Annotated in this window: 15 protein-coding genes and 1 other annotated feature; of the genes, 9 read left to right on the top strand and 6 right to left on the bottom strand. The window is 54.1% G+C overall.

The window, feature by feature from the left end; genetic code table 11:
- Positions 1–307: 307 nt before the first annotated feature.
- Positions 308–1,780, bottom strand: a complete 1,473-nt coding sequence (locus tag C9J03_RS10295; protein ID WP_044624221.1) for a glutamate synthase subunit beta — start codon at positions 1,778–1,780, stop codon at positions 308–310.
- Positions 1,773–6,320 (bottom strand): glutamate synthase large subunit, encoded by a 4,548-nt coding sequence (gene gltB, locus C9J03_RS10290; protein WP_044624220.1) that lies wholly within the window; start codon positions 6,318–6,320, stop codon positions 1,773–1,775. The genes C9J03_RS10295 and gltB overlap by 8 nt, the downstream gene beginning before the upstream one ends.
- A 615-nt stretch (positions 6,321–6,935) precedes the next feature.
- Between gltB and mnmL the strand changes: the two genes are divergently transcribed.
- The 4 genes from mnmL (at position 6,936) to C9J03_RS10270 (ending at position 12,960) form a co-directional block, all read left to right on the top strand.
- On the top strand, positions 6,936–7,874 hold the full coding sequence (mnmL, locus tag C9J03_RS10285) for a tRNA modification radical SAM protein MnmL/YtqA (protein WP_044624219.1): 939 nt from the start codon (positions 6,936–6,938) through the stop codon (positions 7,872–7,874).
- Between the two features lie 144 nt (positions 7,875–8,018).
- Positions 8,019–9,890 carry a GGDEF domain-containing protein gene (locus C9J03_RS10280; RefSeq protein ID WP_476704037.1) on the top strand — a complete coding sequence of 624 codons (1,872 nt, stop codon included), beginning with the start codon at positions 8,019–8,021 and terminating at the stop codon, positions 9,888–9,890.
- Between the two features lie 131 nt (positions 9,891–10,021).
- Positions 10,022–12,388: an aerobic respiration two-component sensor histidine kinase ArcB gene (gene arcB / locus C9J03_RS10275; protein ID WP_044624218.1), complete on the top strand. Its 2,367-nt coding sequence runs from the start codon at positions 10,022–10,024 to the stop codon at positions 12,386–12,388.
- Positions 12,385–12,960, top strand: a complete 576-nt coding sequence (locus C9J03_RS10270) for a hypothetical protein (RefSeq protein ID WP_044624217.1) — start codon at positions 12,385–12,387, stop codon at positions 12,958–12,960. The genes arcB and C9J03_RS10270 overlap by 4 nt, the downstream gene beginning before the upstream one ends.
- Positions 12,961–13,047: 87 nt before the next feature.
- On the opposite strand, the gene arcA is transcribed toward C9J03_RS10270, so the two are convergent.
- A complete protein-coding gene (gene arcA, locus C9J03_RS10265; RefSeq protein ID WP_039467143.1) occupies positions 13,048–13,767 on the bottom strand; it encodes a two-component system response regulator ArcA in 720 nt (239 codons plus the stop codon).
- Between the two features lie 394 nt (positions 13,768–14,161).
- Between arcA and C9J03_RS10260 the strand changes: the two genes are divergently transcribed.
- Together C9J03_RS10260 and C9J03_RS10255 are read left to right on the top strand one after the other, a co-directional pair.
- Positions 14,162–14,563, top strand: a complete 402-nt coding sequence (locus tag C9J03_RS10260) for a DUF3293 domain-containing protein (RefSeq protein WP_039467140.1) — start codon at positions 14,162–14,164, stop codon at positions 14,561–14,563.
- A 70-nt stretch (positions 14,564–14,633) separates the two neighbouring features.
- Entirely contained in the window at positions 14,634–15,131 is a 498-nt protein-coding gene (locus tag C9J03_RS10255; RefSeq protein ID WP_039467135.1) for a putative 4-hydroxy-4-methyl-2-oxoglutarate aldolase, read from the top strand.
- 84 nt (positions 15,132–15,215) lie between these two features.
- Here the strand turns inward: C9J03_RS10255 and C9J03_RS10250 are convergent, their stop codons facing one another.
- Together C9J03_RS10250 and aceK are read right to left on the bottom strand one after the other, a co-directional pair.
- Entirely contained in the window at positions 15,216–15,674 is a 459-nt protein-coding gene (locus C9J03_RS10250) for a hypothetical protein (RefSeq protein WP_039467131.1), read from the bottom strand.
- A 117-nt stretch (positions 15,675–15,791) separates the two neighbouring features.
- Positions 15,792–17,522, bottom strand: coding sequence for a bifunctional isocitrate dehydrogenase kinase/phosphatase (aceK, locus tag C9J03_RS10245; protein WP_044624216.1), 1,731 nt, complete (start codon positions 17,520–17,522; stop codon positions 15,792–15,794).
- Between the two features lie 299 nt (positions 17,523–17,821).
- Positions 17,822–17,941 (top strand) — a sequence feature (Thr leader region).
- 70 nt (positions 17,942–18,011) lie between these two features.
- On the opposite strand from aceK, the gene thrA reads away from it, so the two are divergent.
- Genes thrA through thrC form a run of 3 tightly spaced genes read left to right on the top strand, consistent with a single transcriptional unit; the run spans position 18,012 to position 22,715 of the window.
- Entirely contained in the window at positions 18,012–20,471 is a 2,460-nt protein-coding gene (thrA, locus tag C9J03_RS10240; RefSeq protein WP_044624215.1) for a bifunctional aspartate kinase/homoserine dehydrogenase I, read from the top strand.
- Position 20,472: 1 nt separating this feature from the next.
- A complete protein-coding gene (gene thrB / locus C9J03_RS10235; protein ID WP_044624214.1) occupies positions 20,473–21,429 on the top strand; it encodes a homoserine kinase in 957 nt (318 codons plus the stop codon).
- A 2-nt stretch (positions 21,430–21,431) separates the two neighbouring features.
- Positions 21,432–22,715, top strand: coding sequence for a threonine synthase (gene thrC, locus C9J03_RS10230; protein WP_044624213.1), 1,284 nt, complete (start codon positions 21,432–21,434; stop codon positions 22,713–22,715).
- 80 nt (positions 22,716–22,795) lie between these two features.
- On the opposite strand, the gene C9J03_RS10225 is transcribed toward thrC, so the two are convergent.
- The gene (locus C9J03_RS10225; RefSeq protein WP_039467115.1) at positions 22,796–23,995 is read right to left on the bottom strand and encodes a dicarboxylate/amino acid:cation symporter; all 1,200 of its coding nucleotides are present in this window, start codon (positions 23,993–23,995) and stop codon (positions 22,796–22,798) included.
- Positions 23,996–24,201 lie beyond the last annotated feature (206 nt).

Below are 24,201 nucleotides of genomic sequence, written 5' to 3'. Positions count from 1 at the left end.
CTGCATTTCTTGACGGTCTTCCTGACCATCGGTGACAACCTCTGTGCCCCCCAGGTTGTTGCTTTTTGATTGTCGGGTGGGTCGTCAAAGGTACCTATTTGCTTCCAGCGACCTTTCAAGTTAACGGCTATTTACAGAAAGGTCAAACTATAAACAATAAATTAACATTAGCGGCGGGCACGAATAATGCGATGATATCGGGATGGGTAGCAGTGAATAATTATGGTGTTCAGGATGTAGAGGGCAGAAAAAACCGGCCGTTATGGCCGGTTTGGATTCAGTTTACCGTGTTAGACGGGAGGCTCGCTTAGCTATTTGATAGCATCAGTGAATCTGCTTTGGCTTCAAGGTTGCTGTTACCCATCAGGTAGGCATCAATCTCTCGGGCACATTCACGGCCTTCGTTGATACAGCGCACCACCAGTGACTGGCCGGTACGCATATCGCCAGCAGCAAACACGCCTTGCTGGTTAGTGGCAAACCCTTGGGTTGCCACGTTGCCACGTTCGTCGAGCTTGATATCTAGCTGGGCCAGCACGCCAGTTGGCTCTGGGTGGAGGAAGCCCATTGCGAGGAACGCCATATCACACGGGATGATCCGCTCCGAGCCTGCCACTTCAGTAAAGCCTGGGCGCTCACCGGCTTTTGCTTCTTCCCACTGGATATCGGCAATACGCAGCGCTTTGACGTTACCCGCTTCATCACCGATGAACTCCTTGGTCAGGATATTCCAGTGACGCTCGCACCCTTCCTCATGGGAGGTCGAGGTCTTCATGATCATCGGGTAAGAAGGCCATGGCTGGTTGGCCGGGCGCCTCTCTGGCGGGATCGGCATGATCTCAACTTGGGTAATACTTTCAGCGCCGTGGCGGTTGGAGGTGCCGACACAGTCAGAGCCGGTATCACCACCACCGATCACCACCACATGCTTGCCTTTGGCATGGATTTCTTCGGTTTTCAGATCCATGTCGTTGGCTCGGCGGTTGTTCTGGGCCAGGAATTCCATGGCGAAATGCACGCCCTTGAGCTCACGGCCCGGGATCGGCAGATCGCGCGGTACTGTGGACCCCCCGGTCAGCAAGACCACATCAAAGTCCTGGCGTAGCTGCTGGGCGTTGACGTTGACACCGACATGGGCGTTCACCTCGAATTTGATCCCGGCATCGGCCATCAGGTTGATCTTGCGATCGATAATGTCCATGCCCAGTTTGAAATCTGGGATCCCGAAACGCAGTAGGCCTCCGACTTTCTCATCACGCTCGAACACCGTCACACAGTGGCCGGCACTGTTGAGTTGCTCGGCTGCTGCCAGGCCCGCAGGGCCCGAGCCGATGATAGCGACCGTTTTGCCGGTTCGCGAACGCGGGGTCTTCGGTTTGGCGTACCCTTCACGGTATGCCGTTTCGACAATGGTCTTCTCGATATTACAAATCGTGATTGGGTCTTGGTTGATCCCCAGGACACAGCCACTTTCACAAGGGGCCGGGCAGACACGCCCGGTAAATTCCGGGAAGTTGTTGGTCGAACTCAGGATATTCCACGCTTCTTCCCAGCTGTCGCGGTACACCGCGTCATTGAATTCCGGGATGATGTTGCCGATCGGGCAGGAGTTGTGGCAAAACGGTACGCCACAGTCCATGCAGCGCGAAGCCTGCGTGTTGATTTTGTCACCGAACTCCTCGTTGAGAACAAACTCCTTGTTGTCCTGGATACGGACGCTCGGATCCAGCTTCTTTGGCAGCTCACGGCCAAACTCTAAAAATCCAGTAGGCTTACCCATTGACGGCCTCCAACTCTTCCTTGTTTTGTGCTTCTGCCTTGCGCTTCTCTAGTACTGCCTTGTAATCCCTTGGCATCACTTTCACCATCTTCTCGAGGTTGGCCTCGAAGTTAGACAGGAAGGTTTCTGCAACCGTACTGCCAGTAAGCTCTACGTGCTTGGTCAGCATATCGTGCAGCAGATCTTTGTCTTCCTGCTCGATTGGGTCGAGGTCGACCAGCTCAGGGTTGAGCTTGGTGTCAAAGTCTTCGAACTGATCCCAGACATATGCTACACCGCCACTCATACCGGCTGCGAAGTTACGGCCTGTTTGACCAAGAATGACCGCTACACCGCCAGTCATGTATTCACAACCGTGGTCACCAACACCTTCAACGACCACCTTGGCACCTGAGTTACGGACACAGAAGCGCTCGCCCGCCATACCACGGATGTATGACTCACCCGACGTCGCACCGTAGAAACAGACGTTACCCACGACGATGTTGTCTTCCGGGACGATGTCAGACTTGGCGTCCGGGTAGAGCACCAAGGTACCGCCAGACAGGCCCTTGCCCCAGTAGTCGTTGGCATCGCCTTCGACTTCGAACTTGACGTTCTTGGCCAGGAAGGCACCGAAACTCTGTCCGGCAGAACCCTTGAACTTGACGTTCATAGGCTGAGGCAAGCCCTTGTCCTTGTAAATCTTGGAGATTTCGTTCGACAGCATGGTACCGGCACTGCGGTCGGTGTTGATGATGTCAAACTCAGCATCCACCTGCTTGCCTTCGTACAGGGCCGGGGCAGCCGCTTCAATCAGCTTGCGATCCAGCACCTCTTCGAGGTTGTGGTTCTGTTCACGCTGGTTGTAGACGCCGTCCTCATCACGGGCAGGCTCGATGAACAGCACCGGGCTTAGATCCAAGTTCTTGTACTTCCAGTGGCCGATGTTGTCACGGATTTTCAGTTTGTGTGACTGGCCAACCATCTCGTCGACACTGCGGAAGCCAAGCTCGGCCATGATTTCACGCAGGCCTTCAGCCATGTACTGGAAGAAGGTCACAACATCTTCTACGCGGCCGTCGAAACGCTCACGCAGGGTCTTGTTCTGGGTGGCGATACCCACCGGGCAGGTGTTCTTGTGACACTTACGCATCATGATACACCCTTCAACCACCAAGGCTGCGGTTGCTACGCCCCACTCTTCAGCACCCAGCAGGGTTGCCACGGCAAGGTCGCGCGGGGTCTTCATCTGACCGTCAGTCTGGACCACGATACGGTTACGCAGGCCGTTTTTCAGCAGGGTCTGGTGGGTTTCGGCCAGGCCAAGTTCCCACGGTAGACCGGTGTGACGGATAGATGACATTGGTGATGCACCGGTACCGCCATCGAAGCCCGCGATAAGCACAACATCCGCTTTTGCCTTGGCTACGCCCGAGGCAATCGTACCGACACCGGCTTCCGAGACCAGTTTGACGTTGACGCGGCCGGCGCGGTTGGCGTTCTTCAGATCGTAGATCAGCTGTGCCAAATCCTCGATAGAGTAAATATCGTGGTGTGGCGGTGGTGAAATCAAACCGACGCCCGGCGTTGAGTGACGGGTTGCACCGATCCAGTCATCGACCTTATCACCCGGTAGCTGACCACCTTCACCCGGCTTAGCACCCTGTGCCATCTTGATCTGAATTTCATCAGAGTTGGTCAGGTAGTAAGAGGTCACACCGAAGCGGCCAGAGGCCACCTGCTTGATCGCAGAGCGTTCCCAGTCGCCGTTGTCTTTCTTTTCGAATCGGGCCGGGTCTTCACCACCTTCACCGGAGTTGGATTTAGCGCCGATGCGGTTCATGGCTACAGCAAGCGTCGAGTGAGCTTCGTACGAGATAGAGCCAAAACTCATTGCACCGGTCGCAAAGCGCTTGAGGATGCTCTCGATTGGCTCAACTTCTGCCAGTGGGATAGAGCCTGCAGGGTTCTTTATGAACTCTAGCTGGCTACGCAGGGTTGCTGCGTTATCGCCCTGGGCATCAACGGCGTTGGCATACTCTTTAAACTGGGCAAAATCCTTGTTGCGGGTGGATTGCTGCAGCAGTGAAATCGTTTCCGGGTTGAACAGGTGCTTCTCACCACGCTGTTTCCACTGGTAGACACCACCGACATCCAGCATCTGAATTGGTACTTCGCGGGTTGGGTAACCCAGGCGGTGACGGATCAATACTTCCTTGGCAATGTCATCGATAGTTAGGCCCTGGATACGGGAAACCGTACCGGTGAAGTACTTATCGACCACTGACTTGCTGATACCAAGGGCTTCGAAGATCTGGGCGCCGTGGTAAGACTGCAGGGTTGAGATCCCCATCTTGGAGAAGATCTTCAGCAGGCCGCCGTTCACACCCTTGCGGTAGTTGTTGAACAACTCTTCGGTCGGCACTTCCGGATCCAGCTTGCGCTTACGCTGCAGGTCAACAATGGTTTCGGTCACTAGGTATGGGTTAACCGCATTGGCACCGTAGCCAACCAGCGTTGCAAAGTGGTGGGTTTCACGAGCATCACCGGTTTCTACCACGATGTCACACTTGGCACGCAGACCTTTGCGGATCAGGTGGTGGTGAACCGCACCGACGGCCAGCATTGCTGGGATAGCGGCATGGTTGGAGTTTACCGCACGGTCGGTAAGGATAATGATCGAGTAGCCGTCGATAACCGCATCTTCTGAGTACTGGCAGATACGCTTCAGCGCTCGTTCTAGCTTGCCGTCTTCGCCGCTGGCGCGGAACACGATATCCAGCGTCTTGGCCTGCAGGTGTTCGTTATCGATGGCCCGCAGTTTTTCCAGCTCGGCGTTGCTCAGCACCGGAGATTCGATTTCAACCTTCCGGCAGTGCTCAGGGGTTTCGGTCAGCAGGTTGTGGTCTTTACCCAGGTAGGTATTGAGTGACATAACCATACGCTCGCGGATCGGGTCGATCGGCGGGTTGGTGACCTGGGCAAACAGCTGCTTGAAGTAGTTCGACAGGTGCTGTGACTGGTGCGACAGCACAGCCAGCGGCCAGTCGGCACCCATGGCGCTGAGCGGCTCGTAACCTGTTTTCGCCAGCGGCACAATGATGTCGTTGACTTCTTCCGAGCTCATGCCGAAGGCTTGCTGATGGTGCAGCAGACGCTCAGGCGTTGGCTGGTGGTGCATGTTGTCCGCTTCAGGCAGGCTCTTCAATGTCAGCAGGTTGTCCTTGACCCACTGCTCATAAGGCTGGGCTGAGGCAATCGTGTCTTTGACTTCTTCGTCAGAGATAATGCGGCCTTGTTCAAGGTCGGCAACAAAGATACGGCCAGGCTGCAGGCGGCCACGGAACTGGACGTTCTCCGGTTCGATTTCAACCACACCGGATTCCGAAGCCATGACCAGGAAGTCATCCTTGGTCACGGTGTAGCGCGATGGGCGCAGGCCGTTACGGTCAAGCGTCGCACCAACCTGGACACCGTCGGTGAAACAGACGGAGGCCGGGCCGTCCCACGGCTCCATGACGTTGGCGTGGTACTGGTAGAACGCACGGCGCTTTGGATCCATGTTCTTGTTTTCTTGCCAAGCTTCAGGGATCAGCATCATCAGTGCATGCGGCAGGCTTCGGCCTGACAGCACCAGTAGCTCCAACGCCATATCGAAGTTGGATGAATCCGAGCTGCCTTCTTGGCAGATAGGCAGCAGCATATCGATTTCTTGTTGGCTGAACAGTTCAGACTCAAGAATCGCTTCACGGGCCTTCATCCAGTTAAGGTTACCGCGCACGGTGTTGATTTCACCGTTGTGGGCGATGTAACGGAAAGGCTGGGCCAAGCGCCATTTCGGGAAGGTGTTGGTCGAGAAGCGGGAGTGAACCAGCGCCAGTGCCGTCACCATTGATGGGTTCTGTAGATCAAGGAAGTATTGAGGTACCTGTTCAGTGGTTAGCTGACCCTTGTACACCAATGTCTTGTATGACAGAGAGTTAATATAGAAGTCATCACCGATGTTGGAGATGCTTTCCAGGCAGACTCGGACCGTGTAGTTACGCAGAACATAGAGCTTACGCTCGAGTTCAGCCGGTTCCATGCTGGTACCGCCGGTAATAAAGACGTGCTCGAACTGGGGCTCGGTACTTAGCGGATCATCGCCAATCATTGAGTTGTCGACCGGCAGCACCCGGTAGCCAATGACTTCTAGGTCAAGTCGCTTGGCATTGCGCTCGAGAATGTCACGGCACTGCTGGCGTTTGTACTCGTCTTTGGGGAAAAGCACCACACCCACACCGTATTGGTCGAAAGACGGCAGGCGGATGCCTTGCTTGACGGTCTCCTCCAGCAGGAACTCATGGGGTTTCTGCAGCAAGATACCGGCACCGTCACCACTGCACGGGTCACAGCCCTGGCCGCCACGGTGTTCCATCCGAGCTAGCATATCAAGGGCTTGGGTGACAATTTCGTGGGATTTACGGTTCTTCAGGTGGGCCACAAAGCCGATACCACAGGCATCGTGCTCCATTTCAGGCACATAAAGTCCCTGAGCATTCAGCTCTTGATCTGTCATAGATACTTCCTTCCAGTTTCAACAGGTACCAATCCTGGCACCTGAGTTATCCCTAATTTTGGTTATACATCCTGCCGGGCCTTGGAGGGACTCCTGTCCGGCCTTTTCGGATGGGTTTGCTGTGGGATGATGTAGTCAATCAATAGCAAACTTCATTCTGTAGCACCTGTGCTCTGGTATGCAAAAGCGCTGCAGTTTTGAGGGGTAGCAACATAAACCACTAAATATTTGCTAGGTTTAGTTACTTTTGTTGTTCATAAATTGCACACAGCTGTAACTATCCTACAATTTTGATTGATTAATTACCAACAAAAAATATCCCATCCTAATAACATCCCCGCACAACAATGAATTAATTGCTTATCTGTGTGCTTATCTATTCGATAATAACGGTCTGGGTGCATAGCAGGGCGCTTAGACCTGGTTTTGGGGGCGGGAAGTGGCAGGGGATTAGACCAAAGTATTACAAAATGATGTTGTTGCTAATTTTCATTCCTCTTATCGGCCTATAAATGGTGAAAAAAACGCCTTTTTTGTTTTCGCACAACTTTTGACGGTGCCAAGGGTGCTAACCTGTGCCGCTTTTTTCGACCCCTTGAATGACTAGGTGACAAGATGCAGCTGCATGAGCTCGTGAATACATTTGGCCAGGACCTACAGCGCCGCTACGGAGAGAAAGTGCACAAACTGACGTTGCATGGTGGCTTTAGCTGCCCGAATCGTGACGGTACCATTGGCCGTGGCGGCTGCACATTTTGCAATGTTGCCTCTTTTGCCGATGAGCAGGCCCAGCACAAGCCGATTACCGAGCAGTTGGCGCAGCGTGCCGGGGAGGTTAACCGTGCTAAGCGTTATCTTGCCTATTTCCAGGCCTATACCAGTACCTATGCCGAAGTGCAGACCCTCAAAGCGATGTATGAGGAGGCTTTGGAGGCGGCCGATATCGTCGGTCTTTGTGTCGGTACCCGGCCTGACTGTGTGCCGGACGAGGTGTTAGAGCTTCTCGCGGGCTACCGTGAGCAAGGCTATGAAATTTGGTTGGAGCTCGGCCTGCAGACCGCCAATGACAAAACCCTCAAGCGCATTAACCGCGGTCATGATTTTGCCTGTTATGCGGCGATTGCCAAGCGGGCGAGGGCACTTGGCCTGAAAGTGTGCGCCCACCTGATCGTCGGCCTGCCGGGCGATACCCGTGAGGACAATCTCGAGACTGTGCGCCAGGTGGTGGAGGCCGGTGTCGATGGCATCAAGCTGCACCCGCTGCATATTGTTGAGGGCAGTATCATGGGCCTGTCGTGGAAAGCGGGCCGCCTGGCTGAGCTTAGCCTTGAGGATTACACCGGCATTGCGGCGGAGGTGATCCGCCTGACGCCACCTGAGGTCGTCTTCCACAGGGTATCGGCCAGTGCCCGCAAGCCGACCCTGCTAGCCCCTGAGTGGTGTGAAAACCGCTGGTTGGCGATGACCGAAATTGGTCGTAACCTGGATCAATACGGTGGTCAGGGCGCGGCACTGGGCACGCCGTTTGAATATACCCCGCCGGTGCCTAGATAGAGTTAAAACTTGCAGTCGAACAACCGGACGGGCATTAGCAGATGCGTCGGTAAGTGTGTTAGATTACGAGTAAAATGACGTCAATTACTAATATCAATGCATACTTCCTGTCAGGAACGCTTTTGTAGTCCATTATTGCTTACATTGCTCACCTTACTGGCCCGTTACGGGGAGCTCCTGCTGCGGGGAGGGGCTCGTTGTTTGGTCTTCTTGGGAGCCGTGCTCTTCGCCCCGGCCACCTTGGCTTCGACGGCCTCCCAGTGGTTCCACGTTGGCACCCCGGCACTGCTGCTTTCGCTCCTGATCCTCCTGCTTGCAATTGGCGGGGGGCTGCTGAGTGTTCTGCTTCATCATCTCGACGTTGGCTCCTTTCGCCGTCTCCATCATCAGCTCACCGTCATGCCTATTGCCGTGGCAATTGTTCGCAAGAAGGATGGCCACCTGGTATATGGCAACAAAGCCTGCCGCCAGCTACTTGGCGTGCGCAAGCTCAATGAGCGCTACCTCTATCCCGACGGGCTCAGCAGCAAGATGCTGTGTGATTTTTTGCGGCCATTTGCCGGCCTGAAAACGTTCAAAGATGTCGATGAGGCCTTGCCCCAAAATAACGGCAAGGTGATCCCGTTGGTGGTCTCGGGGTTATCGATACGTTGTCAGTGGCAATCGTGCTGGCTGCTGTTTATGGACCCGCCGCGTGCCAGCCATGGCGAACAGGTAAAGTTGGAGAAAGAGCAACGGATTTTCCAGCAGGTACTCAACTCCCTGTCCGAGCTGGTGTATTTCCAGGACAAGTCCGGTAAGTTGATCGGGACCAACAAGGCGTTTGACCGCTTCTGGCGAGGCCGGATTGAAGAGGGCATTGCCGGAGAGCAGGATATTGGGTCTCTGGGCAACAGCGCGGCCCATACCTGGACCACGGCGCCTGACGGTTCGAGCCGTTTGATGGAGACCAATTGCAACTTGTTGATCGGCGATACCGGTGAGGCGATCGGTACGCTGAGCATCAGCCATGACGTAACCGACTGGCACGAAATGCAGGAAGTGCTCAAAAGCGAAATAGAAAAGCGGGAAGTGACCGAGCAGGAGCTGGCTCAGCGTAATACGCTGCTCGATACCATTCTCAGTGCCAGCCGGGATCCGATTGCCCTATATAATGAACACGGGGTGTATGTGGGGTGTAACGAGCCGTTTGCCCGCTCGCTCGGTTATACCCAGCAAGCCTTGTTGGGGAAATCTTCTGCCGATGTACTTGATCCGGACAAGCTAGAGCTCTTTAGGCAGACAGACCAGCAGGTTATCCAGCAAGGGATCAGCGTAAAGCTCGATGACTATGTCATCTTAGAGGACGGCACGCCGATTTGGTACGAGGTGCTCAAATCCCCCTACCGGGATCCGACCGATGATACCACCGGGGTGCTGATGATGGCCCGTGACGTGACCGAGCGCAAGATGGCCGAGCAGCAACTGGCCGATGCCATCATGGAGCTGCAGGAGCTCAGCTTCGTCGACAGCCTGACCAAGGTCGCCAACCGCCGTAGCTTCGACGAGCAATTGCGTAAGATGTGGTATAGCCATATTCGCGAGCAGCACCCGCTGACACTGATTTTGTGTGATATCGACTACTTCAAGGCGTTCAACGATAACTATGGCCACCAGCAGGGTGACCTTGCCTTGCGCGAAGTGGCCAAGGTGCTACGCAGCGTGGTCAAGCGCGAGACCGACGAGGTCGCCCGCTATGGCGGCGAGGAATTCGCCTTCCTGTTGCCCAATACCGACCTCGAGGGCGGGCAGGTGGTCGCCGCGGAAATTCACCGAGCCTTGGCCGATAAGGGGCTGACCCACCGTTATTCGGACATTGCCTCGACCCTGACCGTGAGCTTGGGGGTCGCCACATTGATCCCCAAGCCTAGTCAGGACTACGGTAAGCTGGTGGAGCTGGCCGATGTGGCACTCTACCGGGCCAAGGCGGCAGGCCGGAACTGTACCATGACAATGTCAGAAAGAAAGGCCGGGTAGCCCGGCAACGTGGGGCGGTAAGGCCGGGACAAGCAAAGTGTGAAGGATGGCAGGCGAATGGAAAAAGCCTGCTTGGGTTCTCGGCTGCTCGCCTTTATGATGGGGGGAGCGGTAGTGAATAGGAAGCAAGAATGAAACAAATCAAAGTACTGGCACAGTATTACGTCGATCTGCTGGTCAAGCTCGGACTGGTTAAGTTTAGTTTGTTACTGGCATTGGCTTTGGTCGCCCTTGCGGTTGTGGTGCAAATAGGCGTCACCTTGGTATTGCAGGGAGAAGTGCTAGATATTGATATTGTCCGCTCCGTCTTCTTTGGCCTGCTGATCACCCCCTGGGCTGTTTACTTCCTATCCGTGGTGGTGGATCAACTCGAAGAATCCCGCCAGCGCCTGTCGAAACTGGTGACCAAGCTTGAAGAGATGCGTTCGCGCGACATGCTGCTCAATAAACAGCTGCATGAGAACATCAACCAGCTCAACCAGGAGATCGAAGAGCGGGAAAAGGCCGAAGAAGCTCGCCAGGAAGCGATGCGGGATTTGGAAAACGAAGTCTATCAGCGTGAAAATGCCCAGCTGGAGTTGGCCGAGCAAAGCGCTTTGCTCAAGTCTTTCCTCGATGCCTCGCCGGATCTGATTTACTACCGCAATGAAAAAGGCCAGTTTTCTGGTTGTAACCGGGCAATGGAAGAGCTGACCAACCGTACCGAGAAGCAGTTGGTTGGCCTGACGCCTTGGGATGTCTATAGCGAGGAGGTGGCGAGCAAAATCGCCGAAACCGACCAGCAGGTGTTCCAGAAAAATGTCTCGCTGACCTATGAGCAGTGGTTGGAGTATCCCGACGGGCGCAAGGCGATCTTCGAGCTGCGCAAGGTGCCTTTTTACAGCCGTGAAGGTCGCCGTCTGGGGCTGATGGGCTTTGGCCGCGATATTACCGAGCGCAAGCAATACCAGGATGCCCAGGAAAAGGCCAGCCGCGATAAGACGGCCTTCATCTCGACCATCAGCCACGAGCTGCGTACGCCGCTCAACGGTATCGTTGGCCTTAGCCGGATGCTGCTTGAGACCAAGCTCGATCAAGAGCAGCGCGACTACATGCGCACTATCTATGTCAGTGCTATTACTTTGGGCAACATCTTCAACGATATTATTGATATGGACAAATCTGATCGCCGTCGCCTGGAATTGATGCCCAAGCCGCTCGACTTCCATGACTTTGTCTCCGAAATGGAAAATATCTCCGGCTTGATGGCGAGCCAGAAAGGCTTGCGCTTTGACCTTGAGCGGCTGACAGAGCTACCTGAATGTATCGAGGTCGATGGTACCCGATTGCGCCAGGTATTGTGGAATCTGATCAGCAACGCGACCAAGTTTACCAAGGATGGCGGTGTGGTGATGTCGGTCAGCAGCGACGTGGATGATCAGCTGGCCCATATTACTTTCGAAGTCGAGGATAGCGGGATAGGGATCCCGGCAACAGAGCTCGATAAGATTTTTGCCATGTACTACCAGGTTAAGGATGAGGATGACAACTTGCATGCGGTCGGTACCGGGATTGGCCTCTCGGTTTCTCGTCAGCTGGTCCAGATGATGGGCGGCGATATTACCGTCAGTTCGGAAGTGGGTGAGGGCAGTACGTTTACCGTGACCATTACGGCACCGCTGGTGGAGCGGGTAGAGGAGGAAGAAGCCCTCCCGGCCTTGCCGCAGATCAGCCTCAATATCTTTATGGTCGAAGATATCGAGCTCAACATTACCGTGGCCAAAGCGTTGCTGGAGGGCCTGGGCCATGAGGTCACGGTGGCGATGCGCGGCGAAGAGGCCTTGGCGATGTTTGATCCCGAAGCTTATGACTTGGTCCTGCTGGATATCCAGCTGCCGGACATGACCGGCTTCGATGTAGCGGCTAAACTTCGAGAGCGGTTTGACTACCTACCGGCCTTGGTGGCACTGACTGCCAATGTCATCAAGGACAAGAGTGAGTATTTGGCCAAGGGGATGGATGACGCCATCAGCAAGCCGCTGAGCGTCAAGGCCATCACGGAAGTGATCCAGCGCCTGGTGCTGACTTGCCCGCTGGAGGATGACGAAGGGGAGGAGCTGGTGGTTGAGAGTGAACGCCCGAATGGGATGAGTGATGAGATGTTTAACACGTTGTTGGACTTGGAAATGCTGTCCTCCTATGTGGAGATAGTGGGTACCAAGCCGGTATATGACAGCATTGCGATGTTCGAGGCCAAGATGCCTGAGTACATCGCGATCCTCGATTCCAACATGACTGCCAAGGATCAGGACGGTATCAAGTTTGAAGCGCATAAAATTAAAGGGGCGGCAGGCTCGATCGGCCTCAAGCATATCCAGCAGGTTGCCCAGAAAGCACAATCACCGGAACTGCCGGCCTGGTGGGAGAACATCAACGATTGGGTCGATGAAATTAAAGATGGCTACCACAATGATCTACAGGTGCTCAAAGACTGGCTAGCCCAGCAGGAGAAAGCATGATGGGAACTGATGCAAAAGCGTTGCTGCTAGCAGCCGGAATGGTATTGGTTGCTGGCTGCGGTGAAAGGGCGCAAGACCAAGAGGCGCCCTCTCAAGATCCGGCGGTTGCTGAAGAGCTGGCGGTCCAGGAAGCCGCCCCGGTCGAAGACGTGCCGGTGACTTTGCCTGCCGAGATAGATATCTGGCAGTCGCCGCAGGAGCTGGTACTGTCCGATGTGGCCGTGTATCTCGGTAGTGAGCTGTGGCTCAACAGCATGCCGGTGATCGGCGATGACGGTAGCCAGCCGGCCGACAAACTGCATGCTTCCATCCGCTTACTGACACGGGATATGAAGCCACTGCCGCAAGGTGTCGAAATCTTGCAGGTAATGGTGGCACAGGGTGATCAGCAATGGTTGGGACAGGAGAATCTCGACGTCCGCTCGGAAGGGGAGATGAGCCTCGAAGTCAGCCTGCGCGGTGGGCCGGAATGGCCAGCGGGCAGCAAGGCGGATATTGCGGTAACGGTGCTTTATCAAGGCCAGGAGCTGATAGTGGTACAGCGTGACGTGCTGATCAGCCAGGTGTTCTGACCGGTTGTTGCTATCGCCACGTGCATTGCACTAAAAACAAAAAAGGCTCCGCGAGGAGCCTTTTTGCTTTGGGGATTTCCAGAAGGATTATTCTTCTTCCAGATCGCCGCAGAAACGGTAACCTTCACCGTGAATCGTCGCGATGATTTCCGGGGTATCAGCCACTGATTCGAAGTGCTTGCGGATACGGCGGATGGTTACGTCAACAGTACGGTCATGCGGTTTAAGCTCACGACCAGTCATTTTCTTCAGTAGCTCAGCACGAGTTTGAATTTTGCCTGGGTTTTCACAGAAGTGAAGCAGGGCACGGAACTCAGAGCGCGGCAGCTTGAACTGATCGCCACTTGGGCTAACCAATGAGCGGCTGTTGATTTCCAGCGACCAGCCGTTGAACTCGTAACGCTCGACCATGCGCTTGTCTTCGGTTGGCAAGCCTTGGTTCATGGCACGGGTAAGCAGGTTGCGGGCACGGATAGTCAGCTCACGAGGGTTGAATGGCTTGGTGATGTAGTCATCCGCGCCGATTTCCAAGCCCAGGATCTTATCCACTTCGTTGTCGCGGCCAGTCAGGAACATCAGTGCCATGTCACCTTGCTCGCGAAGCTCGCGCGCAAGCAGCAGGCCATTTTTACCTGGCAGGTTGATATCCATGATCACCAGGTGAACAGGGTGCTCAGAAAGCATCTGGTGCATTTCAGCGCCGTCATTGGCTTCAAAAACCGTGTAACCCTCTGCCTCAAAGATGCTTTTCAGGGTGTTACGTGTTACGTGCTCGTCTTCTACAATTAGAATGTGAGGGGTTTGCATTGGCAGTACCTAATTTCTAAAAACGGAATCTGGTCAAAAACAGAATAGTAAAATTCTATATAAAAAATTCACATACAGGCAAAATCTTGGGAGAAATACGTGCTTGGTCGTATTTGCTCATTTTCCTGTTGGTACGCCATCCATTTATTCAGCTCACCAGGTCATGATAATTTTCGCTGAAAAAGCCCAAATTCAGGGGCATTGGCTACAATTTCCGTGGGATGGCGACGATTGTATTCACTTAACAGCTCGCTAACAATATAAGTGCATTGTTTCCGGGCTGCTTTCGGGCACTTTATTGATTTACATCAAACAGTATGAAGTGTATTACGACTCTTCACTTTGTTTAACATTCGCTACAAAAAAATGCATCGTCCCAAGGGTGTCCTTTTTTATGTGTGAAAAAAAATCGCTATGGTGTAGCTACCAATCGGTTGTCTTTAATCTTCAGCAACACCCTGTTTACCCTTGCTTTGCAATTCTAACAGCATTTAATCCCAGAAGCATCGTTCTTAGCAATAAAGAGAACTTATCTCGTCACCATCAGCTGGAGTTGGTGCTCAAGTCACAATATCAAGGGGTGTTACCGATAAGCTGCAGTGCTTCGGATGGGCAATGGCAAGAGCTGGGGTTTGTGGTACCCATGCCTTTGGCCTGCGCATGCCGGGAGGCGGCCCGATGGGAGCAGAATGCGATTTATTGGGTGGAGGGTAACAATTTGTTTTTAGTGCCGGTTTTGCTCAAGGGGTTCGAAGCACAAAGATTGGGTGATTGGCCGAGCTTTCTCTACACTTAACTTAACCCCTCGGAGCTGGGGGAAATGGCCCGGGACAAAAAAGGCCACAAAGAGAATAAAGGAGCCTGCGATGAAAGATTTGACCCCAGATTTATGCGATAACTTTGAACAGGATGTGCGTTGGTTACCGCTGACCATGCAAAACTATGGTGGCCGGAGTGTATTTTATGGCGAGGTGGTCACCTTGCGATGCTTTGAAGATAATAGCTTGGTCCGTGACATCCTCGCTCGCGACGGTAAAGGTAAGGTACTGTTTATCGACGGCCATGCGTCTTGCAGCAAAGCCTTGCTGGGGGATCAGTTGGCTCTGTTGGCCGTTCAAAATGGTTGGGAGGGGATCATTATTAACGGTGCGGCGCGTGATGTCGGCACCATTGCCACATTGGATATTGGCGTCAAAGCCCTGGCGACCTGCCCGGTGAAGACGGTCAAGCGGCAGACCGGGGAAGAAAATGTTACGCTCACGGTAGCCCACACCCTGGTCTATCCCGGCGATATGCTGTACGCCGATCTCAATGGCATCGTGTTTAGTAAGCGCCCCCTCGATTTGTCTGTGGTCAGCGCCTAGCCGTGCTTCCGGAAGTGAGACAGTAAAACGCCTGGCATGGCCAGGCGTTGTTTGGGTGTCACTTGCCGTTGCGGGTATTCGCCGCTAGAAGCGAAAGCCGATCCCGAACTGGTAAATCTGCTCCAGCGCCTCGTAGTCGAGGGTGGCGTGCAAATTCAGCCTTTCCGTGACTTCATATTGGCTCGAGACCTCGACACCCATCACGGTGTCTTGGTTTTGGGTTTCTGATGTCACGGCACTCTGCAAGCTCAGTTTCGACGTGAAGTTGTATTTTACCCCTGATAACAGCCCGCGGCTGGCGGATTGTTTTTCGTTGCCGGTTTTCAAGCGAGTACTGAGGTAGAGCTCGGTGTTGTCTGAGATTGAGTAAGCATAGCCGCTGTCGATTTGCCAGAGATCGAACTGTTCGGCCCCCTTGGACTGGGATGACATAAACCACCCAGAGGACGAGTTATCGTCGAGTATACTAAATAGTCTGCTTTCTGCTGCAGTTGTTGGTAACGCCACTACCAGCAGGGCAATTGTGATTAGCCATGTACGCATTCATCACCTTCCCTGTTTTCTTGTTGTGTTTTGTTTGTATCCTTAACAAAACAATACTAGGACAGATAGTATAAAATTGACACAAAGCTTTTGCATTGTTGAGACATTTTGTCCGTTCTATCCCACTCTCTGACCGACAGTGAACCGCTGGTGACTGCTGTATGGGAAGACATCCTCGAATTGACCTTCTTCGATATTCCGCTGTAATTGCTGCCAGTAGTGGGGATCGAACAGGTCACTGTGCAGCTCATTGAACAGCTGCCGTACTTTTGGGTTGATCAGCAGGAAGGTTCTGAACTCTTCGGGAAAGACATCGTTGATCCCGACGCTGTACCAAGGCTCTGCCGCCATTTCGTCTTCTGGGTAGCGGGGAGGCGGGATCTGGCGGAAGTTCATTTCCGTCATGTAGCTGATTTCATCGTAGTCATAGAACACGACTCGCTTGTGGCGGGTCACCCCGAAGTTCTTGAACAGCATGTCGCCGGGGAAGATATTGGCAGCCGCCAGTTGTTTGATGGCTTTGCCGTATTCGTCGACCGCGTGGCGTAGATCCTCATCGTTGGCCTGCTCAATATACAGGTTGAATGGGATCATCCGCCGCTCGATATAGAGGTGCTTGATCAAGATCTGCTTCTCGGTGACCTTGACGATGGACGGCGCGACCTTGAGCAACTCTTCCAGTAGCTCATCACTGAAGCGGTGGCGGTCGAAGCTGAAGTTGCGGTACTCCTGGGTATCGGCCATGCGGCCGACCCGGTCATGCTCTTTTACCAGCCGGTACTTTTCCTTGACCACGGCATGGCTTATCTCTTTTTGGGGAGCAAATTTATCCTTGATGATCTTAAATACAAAGCCGTAGGACGGCAGGGTGAAGACCGACATCACCATGCCTTTTATCCCCGGCGCCAAGACGAACTGGTCGTCAGAATGCTCGATATGGTGCAGGAACTCGCGGTAAAGCTCGGTTTTACCATGCTTCTGGCAGCCGATCGCCGTGTAGAGCTCGGCTTTGGTTTTGTTCGGCATTAGCTCACTAAGAAAGTGGACCAGCGCCGCAGGGGCGGGGGCGTATACCATGAAATAGGAGCGGGCGAATCCAAACAGGATGCTGACCGCATCGACATCCACCAGGCAGGCATCGACATACAGCTTGTTTTCGCTGGTGGTCAGAATAGGTAGTACGATCGGCAAGTGGTGGTCGTCATCAAAACGCAGGCGCCCGACCAGATAAGCTGCCTTGTTACGGAAAAACGGCTCGCGGATCATTTCGATCACTGGCGGCGGGTTGCCAAATTGGTTCAGGTGGTGGCTGATGCGCTCGCTGAGCAGTTGGATATCACGCTGTTTATCCTGCCATTCCAGGCTGAAAGGCGTATCGTCTAGGATCCGGCCCAGCAGGGGGTCGAGGCCTGCCCCGGTATTGTAAAGGCGGCTGAGGTTAGTCGGGTAGATGGGGATCCGGCCTTCTTGAGAACTATGGACGAATAATTTGTCACGCTTGATATTGCGGTGTTCGAAAATCCGGCAGTAGACGGAATTGAAAAAGCTCTCGGCAATATCATAGCGGGGGTAATCAAGCAGCAAATCCTTGTAGGCATTTTTTACCGCCATCAGGAAGGTATGGTTGGCATAGCGCTTGCCCAGCATAATGGTAATTTGGCTGGTAACCAGGCCGACATGGTGATCGTAGAACTTGATGCGGGTCTTGAGTGCTTGCTGGACCGCTGGCCAGTTCTGGCTTTCAAAGCGTTCCTGCGCTCCGGCGGTGACATCCAAAAATCGGCCATACATGGCATCGAAACCCTGCAGAATCGTATGGGCGACAAGTTGTTCCATTGCTGCTGTCATTACAACTCCCTCTTAATTCTTGTTTGTCTACACGTCACGGTGTTTGGCAACCCCGTCAGGCGTACCACCCTGCATTGATTATTTATTCATCACTTTTACTATGCATGGTGTTTAAGATAACTGCAATAAAATGATGCCAGTCATGCTTCAATGGTATAGCTATATCGCTAGTTTTACCTGCATTTTGCTAGTCAAATAGACAGTTGGGGGTGAAAATAAAGTTGACTCGGGAAAATGATTACGGTAAACGTAAATGCATACATATATTGGTTATCTCTTTAGGACACCTATGTTTAACGCATTCAGCATGAATACCACCACCATTATTATTACCGGCACCATGATTGCTGGGGTGGGCTGATGCGCGAAAGAATTGCAAAGAAGAGCCCACATCCCAAAAAGATGTGGGCTTTTTTTTAACCTGATATTTCATCCTGGAGTGGCCAAGAGTCCCCAGGGGCACGTTTTAGGAAGTTGTGGGAGTAGGGAATGCGAGTATTAAAGTTTGGTGGCTCATCGCTGGCCGATGCGGATAGGTTTTCTCGGGCGGCGGATATTATTGCCAACAATGCCCAACAAGGGCCGGTTTCGGTCGTGCTGTCGGCGCCGGGCAAGGTGACGAACAAGTTGGTCTCGGTGATCGAAAATAGTATCCAGTTTGGCGAGGCGGACGTTCAGCTGGCCGATCTGGAAGCGGTGTTCAAAGAACTGCTGGCTGGATTAAAAGCGCTGGAGCCGGGTTTTGACCAGGAGGCCTTGGATGCCAAGCTAGCGAGCTCGCTGGGCCAGTTGAAGCAATACGTTCACGGTATCAAATTGTTGGGTTTGTGCCCTGACAATGTCTACGCCAAGATCATCAGCAAGGGTGAAAGGCTGTCTATCGTTATGATGCAGTCGCTGCTCCAGGCCAAGGGCCATCAGGCGAGCCTGATCGATCCGGTGGCTTACCTGCTGGCAAACGGTGATTACCTGGAAGCCCATGTGGATATTGAGGCCTCTACCCAGAATTTCCGCCAGAATCCGTTGCCACAGGATCATGTCAATATCATGCCGGGGTTCACTGCCGGTAACGATAAGGGCGAGCTGGTAACATTGGGCCGTAATGGTTCCGACTACTCGGCGGCGGTACTGGCTGCTTGTCTGCGTGCCGAATGCTGTGAGATTTGGACCGATGTTGATGGCGTTTACAGCTGTGACCCTCGTTTGGTACCGGATGCCCGTCTGCTCAAATCACTGAGCTACCAGGAAGCGATGGAGCTGTCCTACTTCGGTGCATCGGTTCTGCACCCGAAAACCATTGCTCCTATCGCCCAGTTCCATATTCCTTGCTTGATCAAAAACAGCTTCAACCCGCAGGGGGCCGGCTCCCTGATCGGTTTGGATACCGGTGAAGACAAGCTTGATATCAAGGGGATCACCACGCTGAAAGATCTGACCATGGTCAATGTGTCCGGTCCGGGAATGAAAGGTATGGTCGGCATGGCCGCCCGTGTCTTCGGGGCGATGTCATCGGCAGGTGTCTCGATTGTTCTGATCACCCAGTCTTCGTCGGAATACAGCATCAGTTTTTGTATCGAGAGCGAAGACAAGCTGGCAGCCCAGCGTGCACTCAGGGAACACTTTGAGCTGGAGCTGAAAGAAGGCCTGCTCGAGCCGGTTGAATTTATGGATAACGTCGCGATCGTGACCTTGGTTGGCGACGGTATGCGCACTTCCCGCGGGGTGGCTTCGCGTTTCTTTACCTCGCTGGCCGAGGTGGATGTCAATATCGTGGCCATCGCCCAGGGCTCTTCAGAGCGGGCGATCTCTGCGGTGATCCCGGATGACAAGATTTCGGAGTCGGTCAAGGCATGTCACGAGAACCTGTTCAACAGCCAGCACTTCCTCGATGTCTTCGTGATTGGGGTCGGTGGGGTCGGCGGCGAGCTGGTCGATCAGATCCAGCGCCAGCAGGCTAAGCTGGCCGAAAACGGCATCGTGATCCGGGTATGCGGCTTGGCCAACAGCAAGGGCCTGTTGCTCGACAGCAATGGCCTGCCGCTGGAGAACTGGCGTGACGCGATGGGCCAGGTTACAGAGCCTCTGAGCCTTGCACGTATGATCCAGCTGGTGAAGCGCAATCACGTGATCAACCCAATTGTCATTGATTGTACGTCAGACCAAGGCATTGCCGAGCAGTATGTTGACTTCCTGTCTTCAGGCTTCCACGTGATCACCCCGAACAAGAAAGCCAATACTGCCAGCATGGCTTACTACCAGCAGCTGCGTCAGGCTGCGCGCTCAATGCGCCGTAAGTTCATGTACGACACGACAGTCGGTGCTGGCCTGCCGGTTATCGAAAACTTGCAGAACCTGATGGCGGCCGGTGATGAACTGGAGCGTTTCTCGGGCATCCTGTCGGGTTCGCTGTCCTTTATCTTCGGCAAATTGGATGAGGGGATGAGCTTTAGCGAAGCGACGACCGTTGCCCGTAACAATGGCTTCACCGAGCCAGACCCGCGTGATGATCTGTCGGGGATGGATGTTGCCCGCAAACTGCTGATCCTGGCACGCGAAGCCGGTATGGCACTTGAGCTGGAAGATGTCGTGGTCGAGCAGGCTCTGCCACCGGGCTTCGATGCCGAAGGCTCAGTTGATGATTTCATGGCTCGCCTACCTGAGGCGGATGCCTACTTTGCCACGTTGATTGCAGACGCGGCCAGCGAGGGCAAGGTCTTGCGCTATGTTGGTGAAATCAAAGACGGACAATGTGCCGTGAAAATAGCAGCGGTCAATCCGGATGACCCTATGTTCAAAATCAAGGATGGAGAGAATGCACTGGCTTTCTACAGCCGCTACTACCAGCCTATTCCACTGGTGCTGCGAGGTTACGGTGCAGGTACGGAAGTCACCGCGGCAGGGGTCTTTGCAGATCTGATGCGTACGCTGGGCTGGAAATTAGGAGTTTAAGATGAGTGTAGTGGTTTATGCGCCGGCGTCGATTGGTAATGTCAGTGTCGGTTTTGATGTCCTGGGGGCAGCAGTGTCCCCTCTTGATGGCACCCTGCTGGGCGACCGGGTACTGGCCGAGCAAGGGACACAGCCGTTTTCGCTGAGCTGTGTCGGGGCGTTTGTCGATAAACTGCCGAAGCTGGCGGAAGAGAATATTGTCTACCGCTGTTGGCAGGTGTTTGCCCGTGAGCTGGATAAAAAAGGCGCGGTGCTAAAACCGGTTGCCCTGACCCTGGAAAAAAACATGCCGATAGGATCGGGCCTGGGATCCAGTGCCTGCTCGATTGTGGCGGCGCTCGATGCGCTGAACCGCTTTCATGGCCAACCGCTCGACGAGAATGAACTGCTGGCCCTGATGGGAGAGATGGAAGCCGAGATTTCCGGCAGTTTGCATTACGACAATGTGGCCCCGTGCTATTTGGGCGGGCTGCAATTTATGGTCGAGGAGCTTGGCATCATCAGTCAGCCGGTGCCATGTTTTGATGATTGGTATTGGGTCATGGCCTATCCGGGTATCAAAGTCCCGACCGCAGAAGCCCGCGCTATTCTGCCATCTCAGTACCGTCGCCAGGATGTGATTGCCCATGGGCGATACCTGGGCGGCTTTATCCATGCTTGCCATTCGGGCCAACCCGCGCTGGCGGCAAAAATGATCAAAGATGTGGTCGCCGAACCTTACCGCGAGCGTTTGCTGCCAGGATTTGCCAAAGCACGGCAGTATGCGCTGGAAGCTGGGGCGTTAGCTAGCGGGATCTCCGGCTCGGGACCGACGATGTTTACCGTATGTGATGACCTTGAAGTCGCAAAACGTATTGCACGATGGTTGCAAGATCATTATGTTCAGAATGAAGAAGGATTCGTCCATGTCTGTCGTTTGGACGGGCAGGGCTCAAGAGTAACTGGAAGTGAGCTGTAACCATGAAGCTATATAACCTTAAAGATCACCAAGAGCAGGTTTCGTTTGGCCAGGCGGTACGCCAGGGGCTGGGAAGCAACCAGGGCTTGTTTTTCCCTGCCGAGCTTCCGGCTTTCGACAATGTCGATGAACTGCTGGAGCAAGACTTTGTCAGCCGTAGCACGGCGATTCTGTCGGCGTTTATCGGCGAGGAGCTTGCCGCGGAAACCGTCTCCCAGATGGTCGGCAATGCCTTCCAGTTCAATGCACCGATCAAGCCGGTAAAAGAGGGGATCTATGCCCTTGAGCTGTTCCATGGCCCAACGCTGGCCTTCAAGGACTTCGGCGGCCGTTTCATGGCCCAGTCACTGGCGGCGGTGTCCGACAGTGACGGCAACATCACGATCCTGACCGCGACCTCGGGTGATACCGGTGCCGCTGTAGCCCATGCCTTCTACGGTATGGACAACATCAAGGTGGTGATCCTCTATCCGAAGGGCAAGATCAGTCCGCTACAGGAAAAGCTGTTCTGCACCCTTGGCGGCAATATTTCTACGGTTGCCGTAGACGGCACCTTTGATGATTGCCAGGCATTGGTGAAGCAGGCCTTCGATGATGCAGAGCTGCGCCAGGAGGTGGGGCTGAACTCGGCCAACTCGATTAACATCAGCCGTTTGCTGGCTCAGATCTGTTACTACTTCGAAGCGGTTGCCCAGTTGCCGAAAGCGCAGCGTGAGGAGCTGGTGATTGCAGTACCGAGCGGTAACTTCGGTAATTTGACCGCCGGTTTGTTGGCCAAAGCCATCGGCCTGCCGGTGAAGCGCTTCATCGCGGCAACCAATGTCAATGATACCGTGCCGCGTTACCTGCGAACTGGCGAGTGGGCTCCTGAGCCAACGGTACCGACTATCTCCAATGCGATGGATGTCAGTCAGCCAAACAACTGGCCGCGGATCGAGGAGCTTTGCCGCCTCAAAGGCTGGGGCCTGGGTGAGCTGGGCTACGGCGCGGTCAATGACGAGCAAACGGCTGAGACCTTGCGTGAGATGGAGCAGGAAGGTTACCTGTGCGAGCCGCACGGCGCGATTGCCTACCGTATCTTGAATGAGCAACTGGCTGAGGGCGAAACCGGCCTGTTCCTGTGTACTGCTCATCCGGCCAAGTTCAAAGAAGTGGTGGATGAGATTTTGGGCAAGGACATCGAGCTGCCAGCACCGCTGGCCAAGCACAATGCGATGGATCTTCTGTCGCTTGAGCGTGACAACGACTTTGAGCAGCTAAAAGCAGTACTGCGTAGTGTTCAGTAACGTGTCTGCGTTGCAAGCAAATGCAAAAGGGAGCCGGTTGGCTCCCTTTTTGTTTGGCATCCAGTGACTGCTGTGCTGGCTTAGGCGGTTTGTTCGCTGCTGGCAGCGGCAGTCGCGGTTTCTGGTTCGGTCGAAACGGCGTCATCCGCGAACTTGTCAACCCACAATGCCAGCGCACCATCTCCGGTGATGTTACAAGCAGTACCGAAACCATCTTGGGCCAGGTGCAGGGCAATTTGCAAGCCGATCATCGCTTCGGTAAAACCCATCATTGAACCGAGCAGGCCAACGGCCGCCATGACCGCCCCGCCAGGCGCGCCCGGTGCGGCAACCATGGTGATCCCCAGCATGCCGATAAACGGCAAGGCCTCGAGGAAGCTCGGGACGGTAGCGTTGCCCGTTACCAAGATCACGGCTACGCAAACCGAAGTGATACTGATCGCCGAGCCGGACATATGGATATTGGCACAGAGCGGCACCACGAAGTTGGCGATTGGCTTTTTCACGCCGTTTTCCTGCGTTTGGCGCAAGGTGACAGGCAGGCTGGCCGCCGAGGACATGGTACCCAGTGCGGTAACGTAGGCGGGTAGCATGGTTTTCAGCAGCTTGAGCGGAGAGCGGCCAAGTAGCGCACCGGTACTGATGAACTGGAAGGTTAGCCATAACCAATGCAGGACAACGATCAGTACCAGTACCAAGGTGAAGGTCTTGAGTGTCGAGAAGACAGTGCCCTTGACCGTCATATCGGCAAACACCCCGGCGATATAGAACGGCAGTGATGGCACCATGACTTTGGCAAGGAACAGCTCAATGATGTTGCGGCCTTCATCGCTCAACTTGCGCAGGTGTTCGCTGTTGGTGGCCGTGATCCCCAAACCGAAGATAAAGGCTACCGCCAACGCGGTCATCACACCCATAATCGGCGGTATCTTGAGGTCGATCAGCGGGGCAAGCGTGCGCGCTGCTTCACTGACTTCTGCCGAGCTGTGCAGCATAGAAGGCAGGACTTGTCCAGCGACGAGATAAGCCATTGCTCCCGCGCCCATGGTCGACAGGTAGCTGAGGCCGACGGTTTTCCCCAGCAGTTTGCCGGAGTTCTTCGGTAGGTTTGCGATCCCGCTGGTCACAAAAAAGAGAATAAGCAGTGGAATGGTGAAGCCAATCAGCTGGCTGATCAAAGCCTTCATGGTGATAAGGATTTGAACCAGCACATCGGGGGCAAACAGGCCAAAAAGAATACCGGCCAGAATGCCAGCAATGAGTTTTAAAATCAGTTTCATCGCCAATAGTCCTATTGAGGAAAATGGATAGTAGTCCGTAACAAAGCGGCGACGTTTTTACCACTAGTTGGCCAAGGATGCCAAAAAAGAGGAGTTTTATGTGTTACATGGGGTGTAATTGTTAATTGTCTGGATGCAATCCAAGCATATCGATGCTTTTTTTGACATATATTAAGGCGCAGCGAATGACGTGGCGTTCCCCCTTT

Source organism: Photobacterium gaetbulicola, assembly GCF_003025515.1.
GTDB lineage: Bacteria > Pseudomonadota > Gammaproteobacteria > Enterobacterales > Vibrionaceae > Photobacterium > Photobacterium gaetbulicola.
This window is presented reverse-complemented; position numbering and strand designations above follow the sequence as displayed.

Excerpts from the sequence above, each read along its gene's own strand:
- aceK (WP_044624216.1), bottom strand. The coding sequence starts at position 17,522 with ATGACAGCAGCAATGGAACAACTTGTCGCCCATACGATTCTGCAGGGT.
- C9J03_RS10250 (WP_039467131.1), bottom strand. The coding sequence starts at position 15,674 with ATGCGTACATGGCTAATCACAATTGCCCTGCTGGTAGTGGCGTTACCA.
- C9J03_RS10295 (WP_044624221.1), bottom strand. The coding sequence starts at position 1,780 with ATGGGTAAGCCTACTGGATTTTTAGAGTTTGGCCGTGAGCTGCCAAAG.
- thrC (WP_044624213.1), top strand. The coding sequence starts at position 21,432 with ATGAAGCTATATAACCTTAAAGATCACCAAGAGCAGGTTTCGTTTGGC.
- arcA (WP_039467143.1), bottom strand. The coding sequence starts at position 13,767 with ATGCAAACCCCTCACATTCTAATTGTAGAAGACGAGCACGTAACACGT.
- mnmL (WP_044624219.1), top strand. The coding sequence starts at position 6,936 with ATGCAGCTGCATGAGCTCGTGAATACATTTGGCCAGGACCTACAGCGC.
- C9J03_RS10260 (WP_039467140.1), top strand. The coding sequence starts at position 14,162 with ATGTGTGAAAAAAAATCGCTATGGTGTAGCTACCAATCGGTTGTCTTT.
- C9J03_RS10270 (WP_044624217.1), top strand. The coding sequence starts at position 12,385 with ATGATGGGAACTGATGCAAAAGCGTTGCTGCTAGCAGCCGGAATGGTA.
- C9J03_RS10255 (WP_039467135.1), top strand. The coding sequence starts at position 14,634 with ATGAAAGATTTGACCCCAGATTTATGCGATAACTTTGAACAGGATGTG.
- thrB (WP_044624214.1), top strand. The coding sequence starts at position 20,473 with ATGAGTGTAGTGGTTTATGCGCCGGCGTCGATTGGTAATGTCAGTGTC.
- arcB (WP_044624218.1), top strand. The coding sequence starts at position 10,022 with ATGAAACAAATCAAAGTACTGGCACAGTATTACGTCGATCTGCTGGTC.
- thrA (WP_044624215.1), top strand. The coding sequence starts at position 18,012 with ATGCGAGTATTAAAGTTTGGTGGCTCATCGCTGGCCGATGCGGATAGG.
- gltB (WP_044624220.1), bottom strand. The coding sequence starts at position 6,320 with ATGACAGATCAAGAGCTGAATGCTCAGGGACTTTATGTGCCTGAAATG.
- C9J03_RS10225 (WP_039467115.1), bottom strand. The coding sequence starts at position 23,995 with ATGAAACTGATTTTAAAACTCATTGCTGGCATTCTGGCCGGTATTCTT.